Origin of the sequence: Streptomyces sp. NPDC051582 (genome assembly GCF_040681715.1) — a bacterium.
GTDB lineage: Bacteria > Actinomycetota > Actinomycetes > Streptomycetales > Streptomycetaceae > Streptomyces.
The window spans coordinates 139937-162095 of the sequence record NZ_JBFAZJ010000012.1 but is presented as its reverse complement, the minus strand read 5'-3'; the positions used below and the strand labels follow the sequence as shown (position 1 = coordinate 162095).

The window sequence follows — 22159 nt, the reverse complement described above, 5'->3', positions numbered from 1 at the left end:
CCGCCGGGGAGTGCCATGCTGGGCAGCAGGGGGCCGGGTGCGGCCTGGAGGTGCACGGCGATGGCAAGGTATGCCGCGAGTGCGGAGAAGGACATGCGCCGACTGTCCGCCGAGGAGCGGGCCCAGCGCGGCCGCGCCGCCCGGCGCAGGGCGCCCCGCTCCGGGCAGGGGGACTTCGAGCCGCCCGCGAAGCGGCAGGATCCGGTGGACGTACTCGAAGGGCAATCGGCCGGCCGGGTGACGGACCTGGTGCCGATCCGCTACGGCCGGATGGTGGAGTCGCCGTTCCGCTTCTACCGCGGCGCGGCCGCCGTCATGTCCGCAGACCTGGCCCGCACACCCGATTCGGGACTGCGGGTCCAACTGTGCGGCGATGCGCACATGTTGAACTACGGCCTGCTCGGCTCCCCCGAGCGGAATCTGCTGTTCGACATCAATGACTTCGACGAGACGCTGCCCGGACCGTGGGAATGGGATGTCAAACGGCTGGTCGTGAGCCTTGCCGTCGCGGGCAGGGAGAACGGGTTCAGCGAGCGCGAGCGCGCCGTGATCGTCCAGTCCGCGGGCAGGTCCTACCGCGAGCAGATGCGCCGCTACGCGGCCATGAGCAACCTCGACGTCTGGTACGCGCGGATCGACGCGGAGCAGCTGCGCGCGCTGGCATCGACCGAACTGCGTCCGCGCGGCCGCAAGCAGCTGGCCGAGGCACTGGAGAAGGCCCGCGGACGCGACAGCCTTCAGGCCGCCGGGAAACTCACCGAGACGGTCTCCGGCGAGCCCCGGTTCAGGTCGCTGCCGCCGTTGGTCACTCCGCTCTCGGAGCTGCTTCCGGACCAGGAACGCGGCGTGCTGGAGGAGCAGATCCGCGAACTGGTCGAGCAGTACGGGCAGACCCTGTCCTCCGACCGGCGCCACCTGCTGCGGGAGTTCACCGTCGTCGACATGGCGCGCAAGGTGGTGGGCGTCGGCAGCGTGGGCACCCGGTGCTGGATCATCCTGCTCCTGGGGCGGGACGGCGGCGACCCGCTGATCCTCCAGGCCAAGGAGGCGGGGGAGTCGGTCCTCGCCCCGTACGCCGGTCCCTGCGAGCAGGTCATGCAGGGCGAGCGGGTGGTGGCGGGGCAGCGCCTCATGCAGGCCGCCAGTGACATCTTCCTGGGCTGGCACCGGGCGCAGGGGATCGACGGGCGAGAACGCGACTTCTACATGAGGCAGTTGCGGGACTGGAAGGGAAGCCTTGAGCCGGCGCTCATGCTGCCGCTCGGCATGAAGGCGTTCGGCGACGTCTGCGGCACCACGCTGGCCCGGGCGCACGCCCGCTCCGGGGACCGGATAGCCATCGCCGCCTACCTGGGCCGGGGCGAGGTCTTCGACCGGGCACTGGTGCGGTTCGCGGAGGCCTACGCGGACCGCAACGAGCGCGACCACCAGGCGCTGGCGCAGGCGGTGGCCTCCGGCCGGGTGGCGGCGCAGTCGGCGTGAGTTCGCCCGCCGGGCCTCAGGGGGTCGTCCGGGTGAGTTCGGGGTCCTGCGCGGCGTCCTCGGCGATGAAGTCCGTCACGGCGAGGGCGAAGAGGAGCGCGAGGGCGAGGCCGACGACGACCCAGCCGGTCGGGTGCGGCCACAGGACGTAGGCGAGGACGGCGGCCGCGACCAGGATCCAGGTGATCCAGCGCCGGTAGCGGCCCACGAACGCGCCGACCGGGCCCGTACGCAGGCCCGCCCGGTCGGCCGTGGCCCGGGTGGCCGCGATGCCGGAGTGCCACACCTGGCGGACCACCGTGGCGTACCGGCCCGGCCCCGAGAGCCAGGCGGCGAGGGCCAGCACCACGCCGAGGAGCACGACCATGCGGATCGTGATGCGCAGGAGGCGGACCAACGCGTCGTAGATGGCCCCGGCGGCCGGCTGCGAGACGGTGTCGGGCAGCGCGTTGAGGTAGACCGTACGGAAGACGGTCAGGGCGATCCCCAGGATGAGCGCGGCCGCGGCGAAGCCGAGGGCGGACGCGATGAGGGTGCGGCGGCGGTGCGCGGAGAGCAGGACGCCGATGGCGGCGAGGACGACGGCCAGTACCGGCAGCCACAGACCGGCGAGTTCGAGCAGCCGGAAGCCGGTCTTGACGCGGCCGATGTCGTCCGACCGGAGCACGGTGAAGTCGGTGTGGATCTCGGGGATCTTCCCGGCGACGCCGAGCCCGGCGTCGACGAGACGCGTCTTCACCTGTTCGATCACCGGGGCCAGATCGAGGGTCACCGAGTCGTTCTTGATCTGTACGGCCCCCTCGTTGCTGCCGGTGAGGGCGCGGACGAGGGAGGTGTGGATCGTACGGTTCGCGCCGGTCCAGATGGTCTCGAAGGCGTCCGAGGCGACGACGTCCTGCGCCTTCTCGTGCACGAAGCTGCGGACCGCTCCCTCCAGCCCGTCGCCCAGCTTGCCGAGACCCTTCTCCAGCAGCGGCCGGTCGTCAGGGGCCACGCCCTCCAGCAGCTTGGGCAGGTCGAGGTGCTCCATCAGCGCGCCCGTGACCCGGTTCGCGACGGCCGCCTGCACGTCGGGGTCGGAGGCGAGCGGGGCGACCGTGGCGACATAGCGGTCCGTGTCACCCACGATGTCGGACGTCCAGGCGGCGACGATGCCCAGCGGGGCCAGGACGCAGCCGATGACGATGAGCAGCGCCGAGAAGAACGCGCGCAGCCGGTGCCGTGGCCGCTGTGGTGTGCGCCGGGAGGCGTCGGCCTCCAGCACGGCAATCCGAGCCCGCAGTGCGGCGAGCTCGCCCTGGCTTTCGTCGTCCGGCATTGCGGCCTCCCGAGGTCGAACCCCACGCAATCCCGATCCGCGCCGTCCGGCGAGCGGAGGGACCCGTCCGGGTGAGTGCCGGGGAGCGTCGGGACGCGACCCGAGGGCCTGGGCTGTGGAGCGTACGGGCGGGCGGCGGGGGAGCCCGTCGGGGGAAGCGGGCGGGGCCCGCTCGACATGCGGAACGCGGTACCCGCGCCAATACTTCAGTTCGAGGGCATAGGGCCCGTCTGAAGGAGGCGTCCATGGACGACTACCCGGCACTGAATGTCTTCTGGAGCATGCTCTGGTTCTTCCTGTGGATCATGTGGCTGTTCCTGCTGTTCAAGATCGTCACGGACATCTTCCGGGACCACGAGATGAACGGCTGGGCCAAGGCGGGCTGGCTGATCTTCGTCATCCTGCTGCCCTTCCTCGGGGTGCTGGTCTACGTCATCGCCCGCGGCAAGGGCATGACCCAGCGGGACGTCAAGCAGGCCAAGGAGAACGAGGCCGCCCTCCAGGACTACATCCGCACGACGGCCGGATCGTCCCCCGCCGGCGGATCGCACGCCGACGAGCTCGCCAAACTCGTGGCGCTGAAGGACAAGGGCGCCCTCTCCGAGGCCGAGTTCCAGCAGGCCAAGACGAAGCTCCTCACCTGATCCGACCGGAGGTAGCCTCGGTGGCGGGTCCGCAGGGGGCGGACCCGGGGGAGTGGGTCAGCGATCATGATCACCGAGGTGTCTTCGGCCGCCGCCGCTCTGCTGCCGGCAGCTGCCGCGGCGTTACGTTTCCTGCCCCGCCGGGGCTCGCTCCGCGACCCGGTCCGGCAGCCGCTGACGCCCGTGGAGACGGCCCTGCTGCGCGGGGGCGCGCGGGGCGCGGTGCGGACCGCGCTGGTGGAGCTGTACCTCGTCGGCTCGGTGGAGCCGGCCTGGCGGCACACGGTCCGGCGGACCGCCGTACCTCCGACGGAATGCTCCGACCTGGCCCGAGCCGTATACCGCGTGCTCCACGGCCGACCGCACCCCCGCCGGCTGGAGCGCGAGGACCGGGTACGGGAGGCGATCGCGGCCTCGGCGCGGCAACTCGGGCGCGACGGACTGCTGCTGACGCGCCGGCGCCGGATGGCGACGAGGGCGCTACTGCTCCCGGTGTTCGCCGTCGCGCCGGTGACGGCCTTGATCGAAAGGGCGACGCCGCCCGGGCCGACACTGCTGCTCGCGCTGCTCGCGGACGGGGCCGCGCTGCTGCTGTGGCTGTGGCCCCGGCGGACCGGTCGCGGCTGCGCACTGCTCGTCCAGCTACGCCGGGAGCAGGCGGGAACGCGCCGGCCGACGGAGCGGGAGCCGGCGCGACTGCTGTTGATCGTCGCGTTGTTCGGCGCGCCGGCGCTCCGCGAGATCCTCCCGCGTTTCACCGAGGAGAGCGGCATGCTGGTCCGCCCGCCGAGGGAACCGATGGAGCGGGGCGGCGGCGGGCCGCCGGAGGTGTTCACCTGCGGTGGTTAGGGACCGTTTCCTCTCCCCGGGTACGGGCCGTCGTCCGCCACGCGCACTCCGCCGTCGGCGGTGAGCATCACGCCGACGGTGTCGGGGTGGCGGGCCCTCGCCTCCTCGACGCGTTCGTGGACCAGGCGGCGCAGACCGCGCTCGGTGGTCGAACCGACGTACATGCCGGGTCGTTTGCGCACCGCCGTGAGGGAACCGGAGGCCGAAGGGCGGGCGGGTGGGACTCCACGGGCCCGCGGAAGCCCTCGCGAGGGCGTTCCGGGGTGTCCCGGAGCGGGTTTTCCGGGGTTCTCGCGCTGCTCGCAGAGGCCGGAACGCGGGGCTTCGAAGCGTCGCGAGCGGGCTCCTGTTCAGCCGAGGCGGGTCGGGGACGAGGCCGCCGGGGTGAGGAGGCGGGGGGCGCCCGAACCGTCCGCCGGGACCGTCCACAGGTCGGTGGTGTCCGCAGCGCCCTCGGCGGGAAGGGCGTAGGCCACGGTGCGGTCGTCGAGCCAGAGCGCCTGGTCGTCCACGCTGCGCTTCTCCGCGAGCGGCTGCTCCCGCAGTGTCCGCAGGTCCAGTACGTGCTCGCGCCACAGCGAGGCCCCGCGCATGACGCGCTTCTTGTAGACCACCCGGGTCTCGTCCGGGGAGAGCGAGGGGCATTCGACGTTCTGGGCGAGGGTGGTGACGCTGCGCCGCGAGAGCGAGCCCTTCACCAGGTACGTCTGGCCGGCGGTGCCGAGGGTGGCGTAGAAGGTGTCGTCGTCCTTCGAGAAGGTGACGCCCCAGAAGTTCACGTCCCCCGAGGAGTAGGGGCGGCCGTCCAGCACGATGGAGAACTTCTCCAGGTCCGGCTCGACCGCCCAGGTACGGGTGTCCACGATCGTCGTACGGGTGGAGAAGAACGCGGCGCCGTAGGACTCGCCCGCGACGAACACCGTCCAGGCGGCGAAGTGGCCGCTCGGCGCTACCCGCGCCCGCGACGGGGTGCCCGCCAGCGGGAAGCTGTGCAGCGGGCGCAGGTCGGCGTCGACGATCACGGCCTTGTTGTCCTGGGCGAGCGCGCCCGGCGAGGAGTTCAGGCACACCCCGGTGCCGGCGGCGGCGTGGAAGCGCTGACAGGTGAGGCCCGAGGCGGTGCGCTCCGTCTGCGGGGCCTGTCCCGCGACCGAGACGAGCGCCCCGCGGTGCGGTCCCTTGGCGCCGTTGAGGAAGGCAATCCGGTCCTGCTGCCCGAGCGTGACCCGGCCCCGGGCGACGGTCGGGTCCCCCTCGTGCGTCTGCTCGGCGCGGGCGGCGGAGCGCAGTACGAGCGCGGTGGCGAGGCCCCCGAGGAGCAGCACGGCGACCGCGAGTACGAGCAGCCGGCGGGAGCGGGTCATCGGGTACCTCGGGGGAGTCGGGCCGGGCCGGTGGCGGAGTTCCGGTCGGACTCCGGATCGGAGCCCGGATCGGAGTCCGGATCGGAGTCCGGATCGGAGTCCGGATCGGAGTCCGGAGCCGCCGGGCGGAGTACGAAGCCCGCGACGGCCGCGCAGCAGCACAGGCCGGTCGCCGCGGCGGCGAGCGCGGGACCCGCGCCCCACATCGTCCAGGCGGCCCCGAAGGCGAGCGAGCAGCCGAAGCGGGCCAACGCCTGGCTGGTCCCGACGACGGCGAGGCCGGTGGCCCGCAGCTTCGCCGGGACGGTCGCGCCGACGGCGGCGGGCAGGACCCCGTCGGTGGCCGCGTAGAACAGGCCGTGCAGGACGAGGACCAGGTACGGGAGGGCCGGCCAGTGCGGGGCCCACAGCAGCAGCCCGTACCCGGCCAGCAGGAGGGCGTGCCCGCAGAGGAAGACGGTACGGCGCCCGATCCGGTCGGCCAGGGCGCCGGCCGGCACGGCCAGCAGCAGGAACACGGCGGCGGTGCCGAGCGGGAGCAGCGGGAACCACTGCTCCCGGATGCCGGCGCGGCCTTGGAGCAGGAGGTAGAGGAAGGCGTCGCTGACCGTGGTGAGTCCCAGCAGGGCCGCGCAGAGCGCGAGGGCGCGGAGCCGGGGCAGGCGCAGCAGGGCCGCCGCCTCGCGCACGTTCACCCGGGCGGACTTCGCGCCGTCCGGATCGCCACCGTCCGGTTGCGCGCCGCCTCCTTCCGCGCCGCCCCGATTCGTCGTCGCCGCCGCTGTCGCCGCCGGTACCGGTACCGGGCCCGCCCCCGCCCCCGAGGGGACGAACAGCATCAGCACCACCACACCCAGCACGGCCACGCACGCGCTGACCCCGAAGACGGCGTCGTACCCGCCCACCGCCATGTTCAGGATGAAGAAGGCGGCGAGGGGGCCGAGCAGCGCCCCGGTGGTGTCCATGGCGCGGTGCACGCCGAACGCCCGACCCTGTGACCCGGCCGGGGTGGAAAGGGAGATGAGCGCGTCGCGCGGTGCCGTGCGCAGGCCCTTGCCGGTGCGCTCCAGTGCCAGGACCACGCCCACCGGGCCCAGGCTGTGCGCGAGCAGCAGCAGCGGTTTGCACAGGGCGGACAGGCCGTAGCCGATGCCGGCGATCAGCTTGTGGTTGCGGACGCGGTCGGCGAGGTGGCCGCCGGTCAGCTGCACCAGCGCGCTGACCCCGTTGTACACCCCGTCGAGCGCGCCGAAGCCGAGCGGGCTCAGCCCGAGGCCCGCGACCAGGTACAGCGGCAGCACCGCGGTGACCATCTCCGAGGAGACGTCCGTGATCAGGCTGACCGTGCCCAGCGCGAGGACGGTCGAGGCGACCGCGGGGGCCCGGACGGAGGCGCCGTCCGGTGCGGTCTTCGCGCCGGCGGGCGCGGAGCGGTCCGCGAGGTACATGCTCTGGAGCTCCCGGTGCCGACGGTCAGGTCACTCGTACGTACGGGTGAAACCCTAGTGCTTGTACGGGCCAACTGGGCGGCGTACGAACCGATTCGGCGGAACACTACGGCCCGGCCCGGCCAGGCCCGGCCAGGCCCGGCCCGGTCCGCCCCGGCGCTGCCCGCCGTCGCTCAGCCCTGCCGGCTGCTCTCGTCGCGCAGCCACGTCGAGAAGTCCCCGGAGCGGATGGCCTTGCGGGACCGGCGCCGGGCGGCCAGCGCCGCCACCACGAACACCATCACCCCCGGAAGCAGGCTCGGCTGGGCCCGCAGCAGGGCACGCAGATCATCCGTACCGGTGCGCGCGGACGGCGCGTGCGCCCCCTCCGTGCTCCCGGGCGCCTGCGAAGCCTGGAAGCGCTCCAGCTCGGCGGAGGAGGTCGCCGCCCTGACCCGTCGTCTGATCAAGTCCCCCCAGGTGCGCGGCGGATGCACCACCACCCGGGCCGTCTCGACCACGCGCCGCTCCTGCGGAGCGAATGCCAGCGATGCGGCCAGGTCGTCGGCCATCAGCGGCGGCAGGGCGGCGATCCGCGCGTGCCCCGGCTCGGTCACCGCGATGACCCCCCGCCCGAACAGCCCCTCGCGGACGGCCGGCAGCCGCTGCCAGACCCGGTAGTACGCGCGGACCGGCCAGGCGCACCCGGAAAGGGGGATGTCCCGGCCGGGGGCCGCGGCGAGCAGGCCCGGACGGGCCGCGAGGGCGCCGGTCAGCGCCCGTACGTCGGCCGCCCCGACCTCCACGTCGGCGTCCACGTACAGGCGCGGAAAGCCCTGCGCGTGCTCGTCCCCGACCCGAAGTGCCGTGTGTTTGGAAGGAGTCGGTATTTCCACGACCCGTACGCGGGGGCCCCGCGCGCCCGCCACCGCCGCGGTGTCGTCCGTACAGCCGTTGCACACCACGACGATGTCGGGCCCGTCCGCCGGGGCGTCGGCCAGGAGCGCGTCGAGGAGCCGGCCGATGACCCGGCCCTCGTTGTGGGCCGGGATCACGATGCTGGTCACCCCGGAAGTATGCACGCTCGAACACCCGCGCCGACCGTTTCCTCCAACTCTCCCCGGGGGTAGTCCCGGTGGTCTAGATTGAACGCAGCCGACCGGATTCGGCGTGCTTCGGCGACGCTTAAATCCAGTGGGAGCAAGGCAGTTGGGGAACATGCGGGTACGGCGGCTTGGGGGAACAGGCCGTCTGCCCGTGGCCGGACCGGTGCGAGGGGCGCCGGGCGGCCGGGGGGCGGAAGTACGTCGCAACACGTAGGGCATCGGTCGTGGGGGGCCATCACCGTTGGCAGGTCACGCACGGGGCGCGCACGCGCCCCGGCGCCGGCCGTCGGCGGCACCCCCTTCCTTCGCACGCGTCCCGGCCATGGGTTGTCGATTGCGCCCGCGGGCGTGCGCGGAAGGAAAGGTGAACGCTGTGAAGGACACCGCGAAGGACCCCGCCAAGGGCGAGGGGCAGGGCGCCGGGGCCAGGGCCGCAGGACCGGCGGAGCCGTTAGGCGTGGCCGTCGTCGGCGCGGGCTACTGGGGTCCCAACCTCGTCCGCAACTTCCAGTCCAGCCCGGAGTTCCGGCTCCGCTGGCTCTGCGATCTGAACGTCGACCGGGCGCGGCAGGTGCTCGGCCGCTACTCCACCGTCCAGGCGACCGCCGACTACGCGGCCGTCCTGGCCGACCCGGCCGTCGACGCGGTCGCCGTGGCCACCCCGGCCGGCACCCACCTCGACGTCGCCCTGGCCGCCCTGCGCGCCGGGAAGCACGTCCTCGTGGAGAAGCCGCTGGCCGCCACGTACGAGGACGGGCTGCGCCTGGTCACCGAGGCCGAGGAACGCGGCCTCACCCTCATGTGCGACCACACCTACTGCTACACCCCGGCGGTGGGCCGCATCCGCGACATGGTCCGCTCCGGCGAACTCGGCGACATCCAGTTCGTCGACTCGGTCCGGATCAACCTCGGCCTCGTCCAGAAGGACATCGACGTCCTGTGGGACCTGGCCCCCCACGACCTCTCGGTCCTCGACTTCATCCTCCCGGACAACGTGCACCCCGTCGCCGTCGCCGCCCACGGCGCCGACCCGATCGGCGCCGGCCAGTCCTGCGTGGCCTATCTGACGCTCACGCTCAACACCGGCGCCATCGCCCACGTCCACGTCAACTGGCTCTCCCCGGTCAAGGTCCGCACGACGATGGTCGGCGGCTCCAAGCGCACCCTGGTCTGGGACGACCTGAACCCCACGCAGCGCGTCGCCGTCTTCGACCGCGGAGTGGACATGACCGCCCCGCAGGAGATCGGCGCGGACGAGCGCCGCGACATGCTCGTCTCCTACCGGACCGGCGACATGGTGGCGCCCGCGCTCGGCGAGAAGGAGGCCCTGCGCAGCATGGTCGAGGAGTTCGCCGCCGCGGTACGGACCCGGCGGTCGGCGCTCACCGACGGCCGGGCGGGCCTCCAGGTGCTCGACATCCTCGAAGCCGCCTCCCGCAGCCTGGAGTTCCGCGGCGCGGTCGTCGGACTGCGCACCGGTCGCTGACGCCGGCCGCCGCGACCGGCCGCCGAGACCGGGCGCCGACCGTTCGGGGAAGCGCCACCCGCACCATCTCGCCCGGCGGGCACGCCTTGCCGGGCGCACCAGCACGGAACACCACGACCGACTCAGTAGGGGCAGGGCGTTGAGCAGCGTACGAGGCAAGAGGATCCTGGTCACGGGCGGGGCGGGCACGATCGGCTCGCACGTCGTCGACCAGCTGGTGGACAACGGGGCGCGCGAGGTCGTCGTGCTCGACAACTTCGTCCGGGGGCGGCTCGGGAACCTGGCCCGCGCCCTGAAGAGCGGCGCGGTGAACGTCGTCGAGGGCGACATCCGCGACCGGGAGACCGTGCGCAAGGCGACCGAGGGCGCGGAACTGGTCTTCCACCTCGCCGCCATCCGGATCACCCAGTGCGCGCAGGAGCCGCGGCTGGCCAACGAGGTGCTGGTGGACGGCACGTTCAACGTGCTGGAGGCGGCGGTGGCCGCCGGGGTGGGCAAGGTGATCGCCTCGTCCTCCGCCTCGGTCTACGGGCTCGCCGAGACCTTCCCGACCACCGAGCGCCACCACCCGTACAACAACGACACCTTCTACGGGGCGGCGAAGGCCTTCAACGAGGGAATGCTGCGCAGCTTCCACGCCATGTACGGGCTGGACTACGTCGCGCTGCGCTACTTCAACGTCTACGGCCCCCGGATGGACATCCACGGGCTCTACACCGAGGTGCTGATCCGCTGGATGGAGCGGATCACCGCGGGCGAGCCGCCGCTGATCCTCGGCGACGGCACCCAGACCATGGACTTCGCCGACGTGCGCGACATCGCGCGCGCCAACCTGCTCGCCGCCGAATCGGACCTGACCGACGAGGTGTTCAACGTCGCGAGCGGGACCGAGACCAGCCTGCGCGACCTGGCCGTCGGACTGCTGGAGGCCATGGATGCGGAGGCGATGGCGCCCGAGCACGGACCGGCCCGCGCCGTGAACGGGGTCACCCGCCGCCTCGCGGACACCTCGCAGGCTTCGGAGCGACTCGGCTTCACCGCCGAGATCGACATGCGCCGCGGGCTGCGGGACCTCGTGGAGTGGTGGCGCTCCGAGCGCGCGGCGGACGCGGCCGCGCGGGCCGCCGCAGCCGGGGAGGCGGGCCGATGAGCGCCGAAACGGCCCCCGCCCCGGCCTCCGCTTCCGCCCCCGCCCCCGCCCGCATCCCCGTCATGATCCCGTGGCTCGGCGAGGAGGAGGCGCGGGCCGCCGCCGACGCCGTGCTCTCCGGCTGGGTCGCCCAGGGCCCCCGCGTCGCCGCGTTCGAGCGGGCCTTCGCCGAGCGGGTGGGCGCCGAGCACGGCATCGCCGTCAGCTCGTGCACCACCGCCCTGCACCTGGCGCTGATCGCGCTGGACCTCGGCCCGGGCGACGAGGTGATCGTCCCCTCGCTGTCCTTCATCGCCACGGCCAACGCGGTGCGCTACGTCGGCGCGCACCCGGTGTTCGCCGACGTCGAGGAGGCCACCGGGAACCTGACCCCCGAGACCGTGGACTCCGTACGGACCGCGCGCACCAAGGCCGTCCTCGCCGTCCATCAGGGCGGGGTTCCGGCGGACGTGCACGCCCTGCGCGCGGCCTGTGCCGACTGGGGCGTCCCGCTGGTGGAGGACGCGGCCTGCGGGATCGGTGCCACCGTCGGCGGCAAGTCGGTCGGCCACGGAGCGCTGCTCGCCGCCTGGTCCTTCCACCCCCGCAAGGTGATCACCACCGGCGAGGGCGGCATGGTGACCACCGACGACGCCGAGTGGGCCGAGCGGCTGCGCCGGCTGCGCGAGCACGGCATGAACGTCTCCGCGGCGCAGCGGCACGCCAGCAGCAAGCCCATCGCCGAGGCCTACCTGGAGGTCGGCTACAACTACCGGATGACCGACATCCAGGCCGCGGTCGGCCTGGTGCAGCTCGGCAAACTGGACGCGATCGTGGCTCGCCGCCGCGAACTGGCGTCCCGATACAAGCAGTTGCTCGCCGCTATCCCGGGTCTGCGCCCGGTCCGGGACCCCGCTCACGGCGAGGGCAACTTCCAGTCGTACTGGGTGCTGCTGACCGAGGACTACCCCGTCGGCCGGGACGAACTGCTCGCGGTGCTGGCCGAAGCCGGGATCTCGGCCCGGCGCGGGATCATGGCCTCGCACCTCGAACCGGCCTACGCCGGGCACGGGGCGGCGCCGCTGCCGGTGACCGAGCGGATCAGCCGCGACTCCCTCATCCTGCCGCTGTTCCACACCATGACGCGGGACCAGCAGGACCGGGTGGCCGCGGTGCTGCGCGCACGGGCGGGCGGATGACCGCGTCCGAGACCCAGGCCACCCGGGACCTGGTGATCGTCGGCGCGGGCGGCTTCGCCCGCGAGAGCGCCCAGGCCGTACGGGACGCTGCCGCCGCAGACCGGGCGCGCGGCCGCGCCCCGCGCTGGCGGCTGGCCGGACACCTCGACGACGACCCGGCCCTGCACGGCCGCGACGTCGACGGGGTGCCGGTGCTGGGCGGCAGCGAGCTGGTGCACCGGCGCCCGGACGCCCGGGTCGTGGTCTGCGTGGGCAGTCCGCGCGACTACGCCGTACGGGCCCGCCTCGTGCGGCGGCTGGCCCTGCCCGAAAGCCGGTACGCGACCGTCGTCCACCCCACGGCAGCCGTCTCGGCCTCCTCGGTGCTCGGCCCGGGCTCGGTGCTGCTCGCGCACTGTGTGCTGACCGCGGCCGTACGGGTCGGGGCGCACGTGGCGGTCATGCCGCACGCGGTCCTCACCCACGACGACACGGTCGGGGACTTCGCGACGATCGCCTCGGGGGTCCGCCTCGGCGGCGGGGTCCGGCTGGGGCGCGGGGCGTACGTGGGCGCGGGCGCCCTCGTACGGGAGAACACCACGGTCGGCGCCTGGTCGCTGACCGGTATGGGAAGCACGGTCCTGGCCGACGTGCCGCCCGGCGAGGTGTGGGCCGGCAGCCCGGCCCGCCGGCTGCGCGCGGCCGGCGGCCCGGCGCTCGACGAGCTGCGGGCCGACGGCGCGGAGACCGGCCGGGGGCCGGGGACGCGGACGGGGCCCGGCACAGGCACGGGTCCCGGAACAGCCATGGGCACGCAAACACGGATGGGGAGCACAGTCGGATGAACCAGATACCGCTCGTGGACCTGAAGGCGGCGCACGCGGAGGTCGCGCAGGAAGTGCGCGCAGGATTCGACCGGGTGCTGGCCGACACCGCCTTCATCGGCGGTGAGGAGGTACGCGCCTTCGAGCGCGAGTACGCCGCCTTCGCCGGAGTCGGGCACTGCGTCGGAGTGGCCAACGGCACCGACGCGCTCGAACTCGCCCTGCGCGCCAGCGGTGTGGGCGTCGGCGACGAGGTGGTGCTGCCCGCCAACACCTTCATCGCCACCGCCGGGGCGGTCGCCCGGATCGGCGCCCGACCGGTCCTCGTCGACTGCGTCCCCGACACCCTGCTGATGGACCCGCAGGCCGCGCTGGACGCGGTCGGCCGGGCCACGCGCGCCGTGGTCCCGGTGCACCTGTACGGGCAGTGCGCCCCCGCGGCGGAGCTGGCCGCGGGGCTGCCCCCGTACGCCGCGGTCGTCGAGGACGCCGCGCAGAGCCAGGGCGCCGACCGCGAGGGCCGTACCCCGGGCAGCGGCGGGATCGCCGCCACCAGCTTCTACCCGGGCAAGAACCTGGGCGCGTACGGGGACGCGGGCGCGGTGGTGACCGACGACGAGGAGAAGGCCGACCTCGTACGGGCCCTGGCCAACCACGGCGGCACCGCCAAGTACCGGCACGACGTCGCCGGGTTCAACAGCCGGCTGGACGGCCTCCAGGCCGTGGTCCTGCGGGCCAAACTGGCCCGCCTCGCCGACGGCAACGCGGCCCGCCGCGCCGCGGCCGCCCGCTACGACGCACTGCTCGCCGATCTGGCCGCCGCCGGACGCCTGACCCTGCCGGTCACGGCGCGGGGCAACGTCCACGTGTGGCACCTGTACGTGGTCCGCGTCAGCGGCGCGGACCGCGACGCGGTCGTCGGCAAGCTCAACGCCGAGGGCATCGGAGCGGGCGTGCACTACCCGGCCCCCGTCCACCTCACCCCGGCCTTCGCCCACCTCGGACACGGTCGCGGGGACTTCCCGCACGCCGAGCGGGCAGCGGAGCGGATGCTCTCGCTCCCGCTCTTCCCGCAGATCACCGCCGCCCAGCAGCAGCGGGTCGTGGACGCGCTCACCGACGCGCTGCGCTGACGCCCAGCGCCGCGCCGACGCACAAAAAAGAGGTACAGATGAACAGACGGACAAGGTTGCTCCGGTACGGCCTCTTCACCGTGGTCGCCGCCCTGATGGCCACGGTCTTACCTCCGTCCTCGGTGGCGGGCGCGGCGGACCCCTGCGGTCCCGGCACGAACGCGATCGTGTGCGAGAACTCCAAACCGGGCACGCCGATGTCCGACTGGTTCTCGCCCAGCGCCTACGGGGACATCAAGGGCTTCAGCGCCCAGACGAGCGTCCAGGCGGGCGAGACCGTGCAGTTCAAGGTGCAGTCGCCGACCGCGTACCGGGTGTCGGTCTACCGGCTGGGCCACTACGGGGGTGACGGAGCCCGCCTGATGTCGACCGCGGCGCAGGCGGCCCAGACCTACCCGGCGAACTTCGCGCCGGGCGGGAACCCGCGCAGCTGCACCACGAAGGCCGCCACCGGCCTGGTGGACTGCGGCAACTGGCCCGTCACCGCGACGTGGACCGTGCCGGCCGACGCCGTCTCCGGTCTGTACATCGCCAACCTCGACCAGGCGGACGGCAACGGGGTGATGCCCTACCCGTTCGTCGTCCGCAACGACGCAAGCCACTCCGACGTCGTCGTGCAGACCAGCGACCAGACCTGGCAGGCGTACAACAACTACGGCGGCCAGGACCTGTACGACGGCGGAGGACCCGCCCCGGACGGCCGCGCGTACGAGGTCAGCTACAACCGGCCGATGGACATCGGCGGGGAGAACGGGATCTACGGATCCGAGTACCAGATGATCTCCTGGCTGGAGCGCAACGGGTACGACGTGAGCTACATGTCCGGCATCGACATGTCGACCCGCGGCGCCGCGCAGCTCGGGAACCACAAGGTCTTCATGTCCTCGGGCCACGACGAGTACTGGACCCAGGACCAGTTCACGAACGCGCTGAACGCGCGCCGCGCCGGGGTCCACCAGACGTACTTCAGCGGCAACGAGGTGTTCTGGAAGACCCGGCTCGCGCCCAGCATCGACGGCGCGAACACGGCCAACCGGACGCTGGTCTGCTACAAGGAGACCAAGCTCTCCTTCCCCCAGCCCAACGGCATCCCGGACCCGAGCGGCATCTGGACGGGCACCTTCATGGACCCGGCCGGCTCCACCAACGGGCGGCCCTACCAGCCGCAGAACCAGCTGACCGGCTCTCTGTTCAGCGTGAACGGCTACCGCAGCGACGCCATCACCGTGCCCGGCGCGTACGCCAAGATGCGGCTGTGGCGGAACACCACCGTCGCGAACCTGACCCCGTCCCAGACTGCCACCTTCCCGGCCGGCACGCTCGGCTACGAGTGGGACAGCGACTCGGAGGACGCGGCCCGCCCGCCCGGGCAGATCGCGATGTCCTCCACCACGGTCGACATCAACGACGGCAAGCTCCGCCTCGACTACGGCAACACCTACGGGAACGGCACCGCGACGCACAGCCTGGTGGCCTTCCGCGACCCGGCCTCGCGCGCCCTGGTCTTCGGCGCGGGCACCGTGCAGTGGTCCTGGGGCCTGACCAACATGCCGACGGGCAACCCCGACGACGCGGTGGTGACCGAGGACAAGCGGATGCAGCAGGCCACCGTGAACGTGTTCGCCGACATGGGCGTCCAGCCCAAGTCCCTGCAGACCAACCTGGTCGCGACGACCGCCTCCACCGACGCCACCGGACCGGCCATCACCGTGACCAGCCCCGCTTCCGGCTCCACCGTGCCCGCCCTGCGCCCCGTGACCGTCACCGGCACCGCGACCGACAGCGGTGGCGGCGTGGTGGCCCGCGTAGAGGTCTCCACCGACGGCGGCACCACCTGGAAGGCGGCCACCGGAGTGGGGTCCTGGAACTACAAGTGGACCCCGACCGCCCCCGGAGCCGTACAGATCAAGGTCCGCGCGGTGGACGACAGCGTCAACATCGGCGCCACCACCACCGTGCCGCTGACCGTGGGGCCCCAGCAGTGCCCCTGCACCGTCTGGCCGGCCGCGGCCGTACCGGGCACCGTCAACGCCGGTGACGGCAGCGCCGTGGAACTGGGCGTGAAGATCCGCTCCTCGGCGCCCGGCTCGATCACGGGAGTGCGCTTCTACAAGTCCCCGGCCAACACCGGCACCCACACCGGCAGCCTGTGGAGCAGCTCGGGCCAGCGCCTGGCCACCGGCACGTTCACCAACGAGACCGCGTCCGGCTGGCAGCAGCTGAACTTCGCCTCGCCGGTCCCGATCAAGGCCAACACCACCTACGTCGCCTCCTACTTCGCCCCGAACGGCGGGTACTCCTTCGACAACACCTTCGCCTCCGCCGACGCGGGCCTCGCCCCGCTGACCGCGCTGCGCACGGGTACCGACGGGGGCAACGGCGTCTACCGGTACAGCGGCACGGGCGGGTTCCCGTCCACGGCCTCGTCCGGCAGCAACTACTGGGTCGACGCGGTCCTGGACACCTCCACCGCGAGCACCGTCCCGCCCACCGTCACCTCGATCACCCCGCAGTCCGCGGCGACGGGCACCGCGATCACCGCCGCGCTCAAGGCCACGTTCAGCGAGGGCATCGACTCCGACACCCTCGCCTTCACCCTGAAGGACCCGGGCGGCGCCACCGTCCCGGGCAGCAAGGTCCTCACGGCCGCCAACAGCGCCACCTTCACCCCGTCCACCGAGCTCGGGCTGAACACCACGTACACCGCTTCGGTGCAGGCGGCGGACCTGTGGGGCAACACCATGGCCGCGCCGGTCACCTGGACCTTCACCACCAGCGCGAGCCCGCCCACGGTGAACTGCCCCTGCACCCTGTGGGGACCCACCGCGGAGCCCAGCACCGCCAACGTCAACGACGACACCAACTCCGTGGAGCTGGGCACCCGCTTCCAGTCCGCGGTCAGCGGCTACGTCACCGGCATCACCTTCTACAAGGGCCCCGGGAACACCGGCACGCACACCGGCAGCCTGTGGTCGGCCACCGGAACCCTCCTCGCCACCGGCACCTTCGGCAGCGAGACCCTGTCCGGGTGGCAGCAGCTCCACTTCGCCACACCGGTTCCCGTCACCGCGGGCACCAGCTACGTGGCCTCCTACCACGCACCGAACGGCAAGTACTCCGTCGACGGCGGCTACTTCACGGCCGCGCACCGCTCCTACCCGCTGGTCGCCCCGGCCGACGGCAGCGGCGGCGCCAACGGCCTCTACAAGTACGGTGCTTCGGCAGCCTTCCCCACCAACACCTTCGGCTCCGTGAACTACTGGGTCGGGCCGGTCTTCACCACCACCGCGCCGAACGGCCTCGCGGCGGAGGGCTCGACGGAGGTGACCGGGCAGTGAGCACCGTCAGCGTGGTCATCCCCTGCTACAAGTACGGCCACTTCCTGGCCGACTGCGTCAAGAGCGTCCTGGACGAACAGCCGGGCGTCGACGTCCGCGTACTGATCATCGACGACGCCTCGCCCGACGACTCCGCGGACGTCGCCCGGGCACTGGCGGCCGCCGACCCGCGCATCGAGGTGCGGGTCCACGAGCAGAACCGGGGCCACATCGCCACCTACAACGAGGGGCTGCTGGAGTGGGCCGACGGGGACTACGTCGCCCTGCTGTCGGCCGACGACCGGCTGGTCCCCGGAGCCCTGGTGCGCGCCGCGGCCCTGCTCGACGCCCACCCCGAAGCAGGCTTCGCCTACGGCCGGCCGCTCCGGTTCCGGCACGGGGGACCGCTGCCAGCGGCCCGCACCCGGAGCACCGGCTCGGTGGTCTACCCCGGACGGTGGTGGCTGGAGCGGCGGTTCCGGGAGGGCACCGGGTGCATCACCTCGCCCGAGGTGGTCGTGCGCACCAGCCTCCAGCGCAAGGTCGGCGGCTACGACCCGGAGCTCCCGCACGCCGGGGACATCGAGATGTGGATGCGGCTCGCGGCGCACGCCGACGTGGGCTACGTACGCGGAGCCGACCAGGCCTTCTACCGGGTCCACGGCAACAACATGTCCACCACGGACTTCGGCGGGCAGCTGGACGACCTGCGCCAGCGCCTCGTCGCCTTCGACTCGGTCCTGGACAAGTGCGCCGGCCTGCTCCCCGAAGCCGGCCGGCTCTCGACGCTGGCGCGGACCCGGCTCGCCCGGTACGCGCTGCGGCGCGCCTACCGCGCGTACGACCGGGGGCGCACCGGGGTGGTCCCGGTCAAGGAGCTGGAGGCCTTCGCCGCCGAATGCCTGCCGCGGTACACCGGGCTCCCCGAGTACCGGGCGCTGCGCAGGCGGCGGCGGATCGGGGCCCGTGCGATGCCGTACCTCCAGCCGCTGGTGCTCTCGGCCGTCGCCGACCGGGGGCGCGAGTGGCTCTGGTGGCAGTCCTGGAAACGCCGAGGGATTTGATGAACCAGCAGCACCACAAGCACCAAATGCACCACCGGCCCCCTCGCGGGGGCCGGACGGCCCGGCGGCCCGCTTCCTCAGCGGGCCCCCGCGGCCACGGGGACCCGGCTGCGCGCCCCGTGTTCGTCCACCGGACCGGCGCCGGCGCTCTCGCGCCGGCGCCGGTTCCGGCGCGTCACGAGCCGATCGGTCCACAGTGCCGCGGCCACCGCGCCGACCCCGGCCAGCAGCGCCGTCCCGGCCAGCCCGCGGCTCTTGGTCCCCGTCTGCGCCACCGCCGTCGGCGGCACGAGCAGGGTCACGCTCATCCGGGCCTTCTCCGGGATCTGCTGCTCGGCCTGCATGGCCGTGATGCGCTTCGTGTACGCCTCGACGACCTTCAGCACGGCCAGGTTGGCGGCGGCCGGATCCGCGTGCTCCGCCTGCACCTGGAGCGAGGGGATCAGATAGCGGGGGGTGACGCTGGTGCCGCTGTTGCGCGGTATCAGCCGGTAGGTGCCGTCCACCCCCGCACCGCGCAACTCGGCCGCCCCGGCGGGCGATTCCAGCTGCTGCACCGCCGCGTACGACACGGCGGCCAGCGGGGGCTGGAGATTGGCGAGCTGATTGGGCTGACTGCCCGTCACCGGAGGCTTGAGCACGACGATCGCCGAGCTCACATAGGTCTGACCGGGGCGGAGCACCTGCACGGCCCCGGCGGCCGCGAGCGCCGCCGCCAGGACCAGGACGTACCAGCGGCGGCGAAGCGCACGGAACAACTCACCAGGCGACACAGGATTCCTTCCGTCGCGTTCGATCTTTCCAGGACGCCGGTCGGCCCGCCATCGGTTCCGGCAGGCGCAAGGGGGCATTCGTGAGCATCGGTGAGATGGCCGCCGTGCTGCGGCGCCGCTGGTACGTGATGGTGCCCCTCACGGTGATCGGACTCCTCGCGGGCCTGCACCTGTACCGCTCGGTGCCCGTCGCGTACCAGTCGCAGAGCTCGGTGGCGCTGCTCGACTCCACGGCGGTGGCCGAACTGGCCCCCGCATTCGGCAACCCCATCTCGAACGCGGGCGGTTCGCTGGTGGTGACCGCCGACGTGCTGATCAGGACCCTGTCCGGGGCCGACGCGGCGCGGGATCTGCACGGCCTCGGAGTCAGCGACCCGTACACGGTCGGCTTCGCCGCGAACACCTCGGGCCCGATGCTCACGCTGACCGTCACGGGCACCGACCGGGCGAAGGTGCTGAAGGAGACCAGCACCCTCACCACCTTCGCCGGCGAACAGCTCAACGCGCTCCAGGCGGCGGCAAAGGTACAGCCCGCGTACTTCGTCCAGACGGCCCCGGTGGTGCTGCCGCAGACCCCGGTGCCCCAGCTCAAGAGCCGCTACCAGCAGGTGCTGGGGGTGATCATCGCGAGCGTGACCGCCGGGTTCACGCTCTCCTTCGTGACGGAGACCCTGCTCGTGGCCCGCCGCCGCAGGCGCGAGGCCGCCGCCGCGGCCGGGGCGCCCAAGGCACGCGTCCGCAGGAGGCTGCCGGGCCGGCAGGTCGACGCGACGACGCTGCTCAGCGGCTACCTGGGGCTGGCCTTCTTCATCCCCTCGAACCTGACCCTGCCGGGCATGGGCGGCGTCGGCACCCCGGCCAACGTGTTCGCCCTCCTCGGCCTCTTCTGGTACCTCGCGACGTGGCTGACCGGCCGGATCCGCCCGGCGCCGGGCACCCGGCTGCCCCGGGTCGTGATGTGGCTGCTCGCCGTCTCCGTGCTGGCCTCGTACCTGGCAAACGCCACCCGGGGCAGCATCCACAAGGAGGTGCTGGGCGCGGACCGCGGGCTGATCGGACTGCTCGTATGGGTGTCGATCGTGGTGCTGGTCTCCGCCGGCATCCAGGACCGGGCCCGCCTCGACGTACTGCTGCGGCGGGCCGTGGTGATGGGATCGGTGGTGGCCGCCATCGGCTACTACGACTTCTTCACCGCGACGAACATCGCCGAGCACATCTCCATCCCCGGACTCCACTCCAGCGTCGCCCAGATCACCACCCTCGACCGCGGGGCGTTCACCCGGCCGCGCTCCACCACCGCCCAGCCCCTGGAGTTCGGCGGCATGCTCGCCCTGATGCTGCCCTTCGCCGTCCAGCAGGCCTTCGACCCGGTCCGCGCCCACCTCAGCCGCTGGCGGCGCTGGGGCCCGGTGGCCCTGATGGGCGGAGCCCTGCCGCTGACGGTGTCGCGGACCTCCATCATCGGGGCGCTCATCGTGGTCCTGGTGATGGTCCCGCGGTGGAAGCCGCAGCGCCGCTGGACCGCGATCGGCCTGCTGATGGGCTCGGTCGCCTGCTTCAAGGTGGCCGTACCCGGGCTGATCGGCACCATCACCACACTCTTCGGGTCCTTCCTGTCGAACTCCGACAGCAGCACCCAGGCCCGTACCGTCAAGTACAGCGCGATCGTCCCCTACTTGGAGGAGCGCCCGCTGTTCGGGCGGGGCCTCGGGACCTTCACGCCCGATCTCTACTTCTTCACCGACAACCAGTACATGCTCACCCTGGCGGAGATGGGCCTCCTCGGCCTGCTCGCCCTGCTGGCGCTGTTCTTCGCCGGAATCCACCAGGGCGGCGCCATCCGCCGCCTCGCCGCAGGCGAATCCGACCGCGAGCTCGGCCAGGCCTTCTTCGCCTCCGCCCTCGTCGCCCTCGTCAGCAGCGCCACCTTCGACGCCCTCAGCTTCCCGATGTTCGCGGGGATGTTCTTCCTGACGATCGCCGCGGGAGGCAGTTACCTCGGCTTCATCCGGCGCGGCACGCCGGGCGAGCCCCGAACCGTGGAGTCCCCATGCCCTCCCGCCACGAACCGGACCGAGCTCGCGCAGCCGGACCCGCTGCCGGACCCGCAGCCGGTCCCGCAGCCGGTCCCGTAGCCGGTCCCGTAGCCGTCCTCGTCGTCACCTGGAACAGCGCCGGGGTGCTGCCCGAGTTCCTCGCCTCCCTGCCCGAGGGCATGGCCGGGCTCGACTGGCGCCTCGTCGTCGCCGACAACGACTCCGCCGACGACACCGTCGACGTCGTCCGCAAGCTGGCCCCCGACGCCACGGTCGTCCAGACCGGCCGCAACGCCGGGTACGCGGCCGGGGTGAACGCCGCGCTGGAGGCCGCCGCCGGGTGGCCGGAGGGCTTGCGCGCCGCCCTCGTGTGCAACCCGGACATCCGGATGCGTCGGGGCTGCGCCGCACTCCTCGTCGACGCGCTCGACGCACCCCTGTCCGGCGGCCGCCGGGTCGGGATCAGCGTCCCGCTGCTGTACGAGGAGGACGGCACCCGCCAGCACTCGCTGCGCCGCGAATCGCGCGTGACCCGGGCCCTGGGCGAGGCGGTGATCGGCAACCGCCGGGCCGGGCGCTTCCCGCGGTGGAGCGAACTGGTCACCGACCCGGCCGCGTACGGGCGGGCGACCGTCGCCGACTGGGCGACCGGCGCGCTCATGGCCATCTCCCGGGACTGCATGGACGCTTGCGGCGCCTGGGACGAATCCTTCTTCCTGTACTCCGAGGAGACCGAGTACTGCCTGCGCGCCGGGGACCACGGCTTCGTCACCCGCCTCGAACCGGCGGCCTCGGCCGTCCACCTCGGCGGGGACTCGCAGGTCTCGCCCCGGCTGTGGACCCTGCTGACCCTCAACCGCGTACGGCTCTACGGCCGCCGGCACGGACCGGCGGCGACGGCGGCCTTCCGCGGGGCGGTGCTGTTGCGCGAGACCTCCCGGGCGGCGCTCGGCCGGCCCGCGAGCCTCGCGGCGGCGCGGGCCCTGGCCAGCCCGTCCGCACTGCGCGCCGTACCCGGCCCCTGAACCG

General features: G+C 73.0%; 18 protein-coding genes. 12 read left to right on the top strand and 6 right to left on the bottom strand.

The features are described 5' to 3' along the window. The first annotated feature begins 60 nt into the window (after window positions 1-60). Entirely contained in the window at window positions 61-1482 is a 1422-nt protein-coding gene (locus tag AB0M92_RS17880; RefSeq protein WP_366103134.1) for a DUF2252 domain-containing protein, read from the top strand. A gap of 16 nt (window positions 1483-1498) precedes the next feature. Here the strand turns inward: AB0M92_RS17880 and AB0M92_RS17875 are convergent, their stop codons facing one another. Then, window positions 1499-2800 carry a hypothetical protein gene (locus tag AB0M92_RS17875; RefSeq protein ID WP_366103133.1) on the bottom strand — a complete coding sequence of 434 codons (1302 nt, stop codon included), beginning with the start codon at window positions 2798-2800 and terminating at the stop codon, window positions 1499-1501. Window positions 2801-3045: 245 nt separating this feature from the next. Between AB0M92_RS17875 and AB0M92_RS17870 the strand changes: the two genes are divergently transcribed. Next, window positions 3046-3444, top strand: coding sequence for an SHOCT domain-containing protein (locus AB0M92_RS17870; protein ID WP_366103132.1), 399 nt, complete (start codon window positions 3046-3048; stop codon window positions 3442-3444). Between the two features lie 66 nt (window positions 3445-3510). After that, window positions 3511-4293 (top strand): TIGR04222 domain-containing membrane protein, encoded by a 783-nt coding sequence (locus AB0M92_RS17865; RefSeq protein ID WP_366103131.1) that lies wholly within the window; start codon window positions 3511-3513, stop codon window positions 4291-4293. Here the strand turns inward: AB0M92_RS17865 and AB0M92_RS17860 are convergent. The 4 genes from AB0M92_RS17860 to AB0M92_RS17845 all read right to left on the bottom strand — a co-directional run bounded on the left by AB0M92_RS17860 (window position 4290) and on the right by AB0M92_RS17845 (window position 8151). Then, entirely contained in the window at window positions 4290-4475 is a 186-nt protein-coding gene (locus tag AB0M92_RS17860) for a hypothetical protein (RefSeq protein WP_366103129.1), read from the bottom strand. The genes AB0M92_RS17865 and AB0M92_RS17860 overlap by 4 nt on opposite strands. A 168-nt stretch (window positions 4476-4643) precedes the next feature. Beyond that, complete coding sequence (locus tag AB0M92_RS17855; RefSeq protein ID WP_366103128.1) at window positions 4644-5657, bottom strand: TolB-like translocation protein; 1014 nt, start codon at window positions 5655-5657, stop codon at window positions 4644-4646. Beyond that, on the bottom strand, window positions 5654-7105 hold the full coding sequence (locus AB0M92_RS17850) for an MFS transporter (RefSeq protein ID WP_366103127.1): 1452 nt from the start codon (window positions 7103-7105) through the stop codon (window positions 5654-5656). The genes AB0M92_RS17855 and AB0M92_RS17850 overlap by 4 nt, the downstream gene beginning before the upstream one ends. Before the next feature lie 173 nt (window positions 7106-7278). Then, a complete protein-coding gene (locus AB0M92_RS17845; protein ID WP_366103126.1) occupies window positions 7279-8151 on the bottom strand; it encodes a glycosyltransferase family 2 protein in 873 nt (290 codons plus the stop codon). A 403-nt stretch (window positions 8152-8554) separates the two neighbouring features. Between AB0M92_RS17845 and AB0M92_RS17840 the strand changes: the two genes are divergently transcribed. The 7 genes from AB0M92_RS17840 to AB0M92_RS17810 all read left to right on the top strand — a co-directional run bounded on the left by AB0M92_RS17840 (window position 8555) and on the right by AB0M92_RS17810 (window position 18321). Next, window positions 8555-9676 carry a Gfo/Idh/MocA family oxidoreductase gene (locus tag AB0M92_RS17840; RefSeq protein ID WP_366103125.1) on the top strand — a complete coding sequence of 374 codons (1122 nt, stop codon included), beginning with the start codon at window positions 8555-8557 and terminating at the stop codon, window positions 9674-9676. A gap of 139 nt (window positions 9677-9815) precedes the next feature. Further along, entirely contained in the window at window positions 9816-10826 is a 1011-nt protein-coding gene (locus AB0M92_RS17835) for an SDR family NAD(P)-dependent oxidoreductase (protein ID WP_366103124.1), read from the top strand. Further along, entirely contained in the window at window positions 10823-12004 is a 1182-nt protein-coding gene (locus AB0M92_RS17830; protein WP_366103123.1) for a DegT/DnrJ/EryC1/StrS family aminotransferase, read from the top strand. The genes AB0M92_RS17835 and AB0M92_RS17830 overlap by 4 nt, the downstream gene beginning before the upstream one ends. Then, entirely contained in the window at window positions 12001-12828 is an 828-nt protein-coding gene (locus tag AB0M92_RS17825; RefSeq protein WP_366103122.1) for a NeuD/PglB/VioB family sugar acetyltransferase, read from the top strand. The genes AB0M92_RS17830 and AB0M92_RS17825 overlap by 4 nt, the downstream gene beginning before the upstream one ends. Next, the gene (locus AB0M92_RS17820; protein ID WP_366103121.1) at window positions 12825-13940 is read left to right on the top strand and encodes a DegT/DnrJ/EryC1/StrS family aminotransferase; all 1116 of its coding nucleotides are present in this window, start codon (window positions 12825-12827) and stop codon (window positions 13938-13940) included. The genes AB0M92_RS17825 and AB0M92_RS17820 overlap by 4 nt, the downstream gene beginning before the upstream one ends. Before the next feature lie 38 nt (window positions 13941-13978). Beyond that, window positions 13979-17278, top strand: coding sequence for a DUF4082 domain-containing protein (locus AB0M92_RS17815; protein WP_366103120.1), 3300 nt, complete (start codon window positions 13979-13981; stop codon window positions 17276-17278). Next, window positions 17275-18321: a glycosyltransferase gene (locus tag AB0M92_RS17810; RefSeq protein ID WP_366103119.1), complete on the top strand. Its 1047-nt coding sequence runs from the start codon at window positions 17275-17277 to the stop codon at window positions 18319-18321. Before AB0M92_RS17815 ends, AB0M92_RS17810 begins: the two co-directional genes overlap by 4 nt. Window positions 18322-18398: 77 nt before the next feature. Here the strand turns inward: AB0M92_RS17810 and AB0M92_RS17805 are convergent, their stop codons facing one another. Continuing rightward, the gene (locus tag AB0M92_RS17805; protein ID WP_366103118.1) at window positions 18399-19079 is read right to left on the bottom strand and encodes a hypothetical protein; all 681 of its coding nucleotides are present in this window, start codon (window positions 19077-19079) and stop codon (window positions 18399-18401) included. Between the two features lie 95 nt (window positions 19080-19174). Between AB0M92_RS17805 and AB0M92_RS17800 the strand changes: the two genes are divergently transcribed. Together AB0M92_RS17800 and AB0M92_RS17795 are read left to right on the top strand one after the other, a co-directional pair. Then, window positions 19175-21229: an O-antigen ligase family protein gene (locus tag AB0M92_RS17800; protein WP_366103117.1), complete on the top strand. Its 2055-nt coding sequence runs from the start codon at window positions 19175-19177 to the stop codon at window positions 21227-21229. Next, entirely contained in the window at window positions 21145-22155 is a 1011-nt protein-coding gene (locus tag AB0M92_RS17795; protein ID WP_366103116.1) for a glycosyltransferase family 2 protein, read from the top strand. The genes AB0M92_RS17800 and AB0M92_RS17795 overlap by 85 nt, the downstream gene beginning before the upstream one ends. The last annotated feature ends 4 nt before the right edge of the window (window positions 22156-22159 follow it).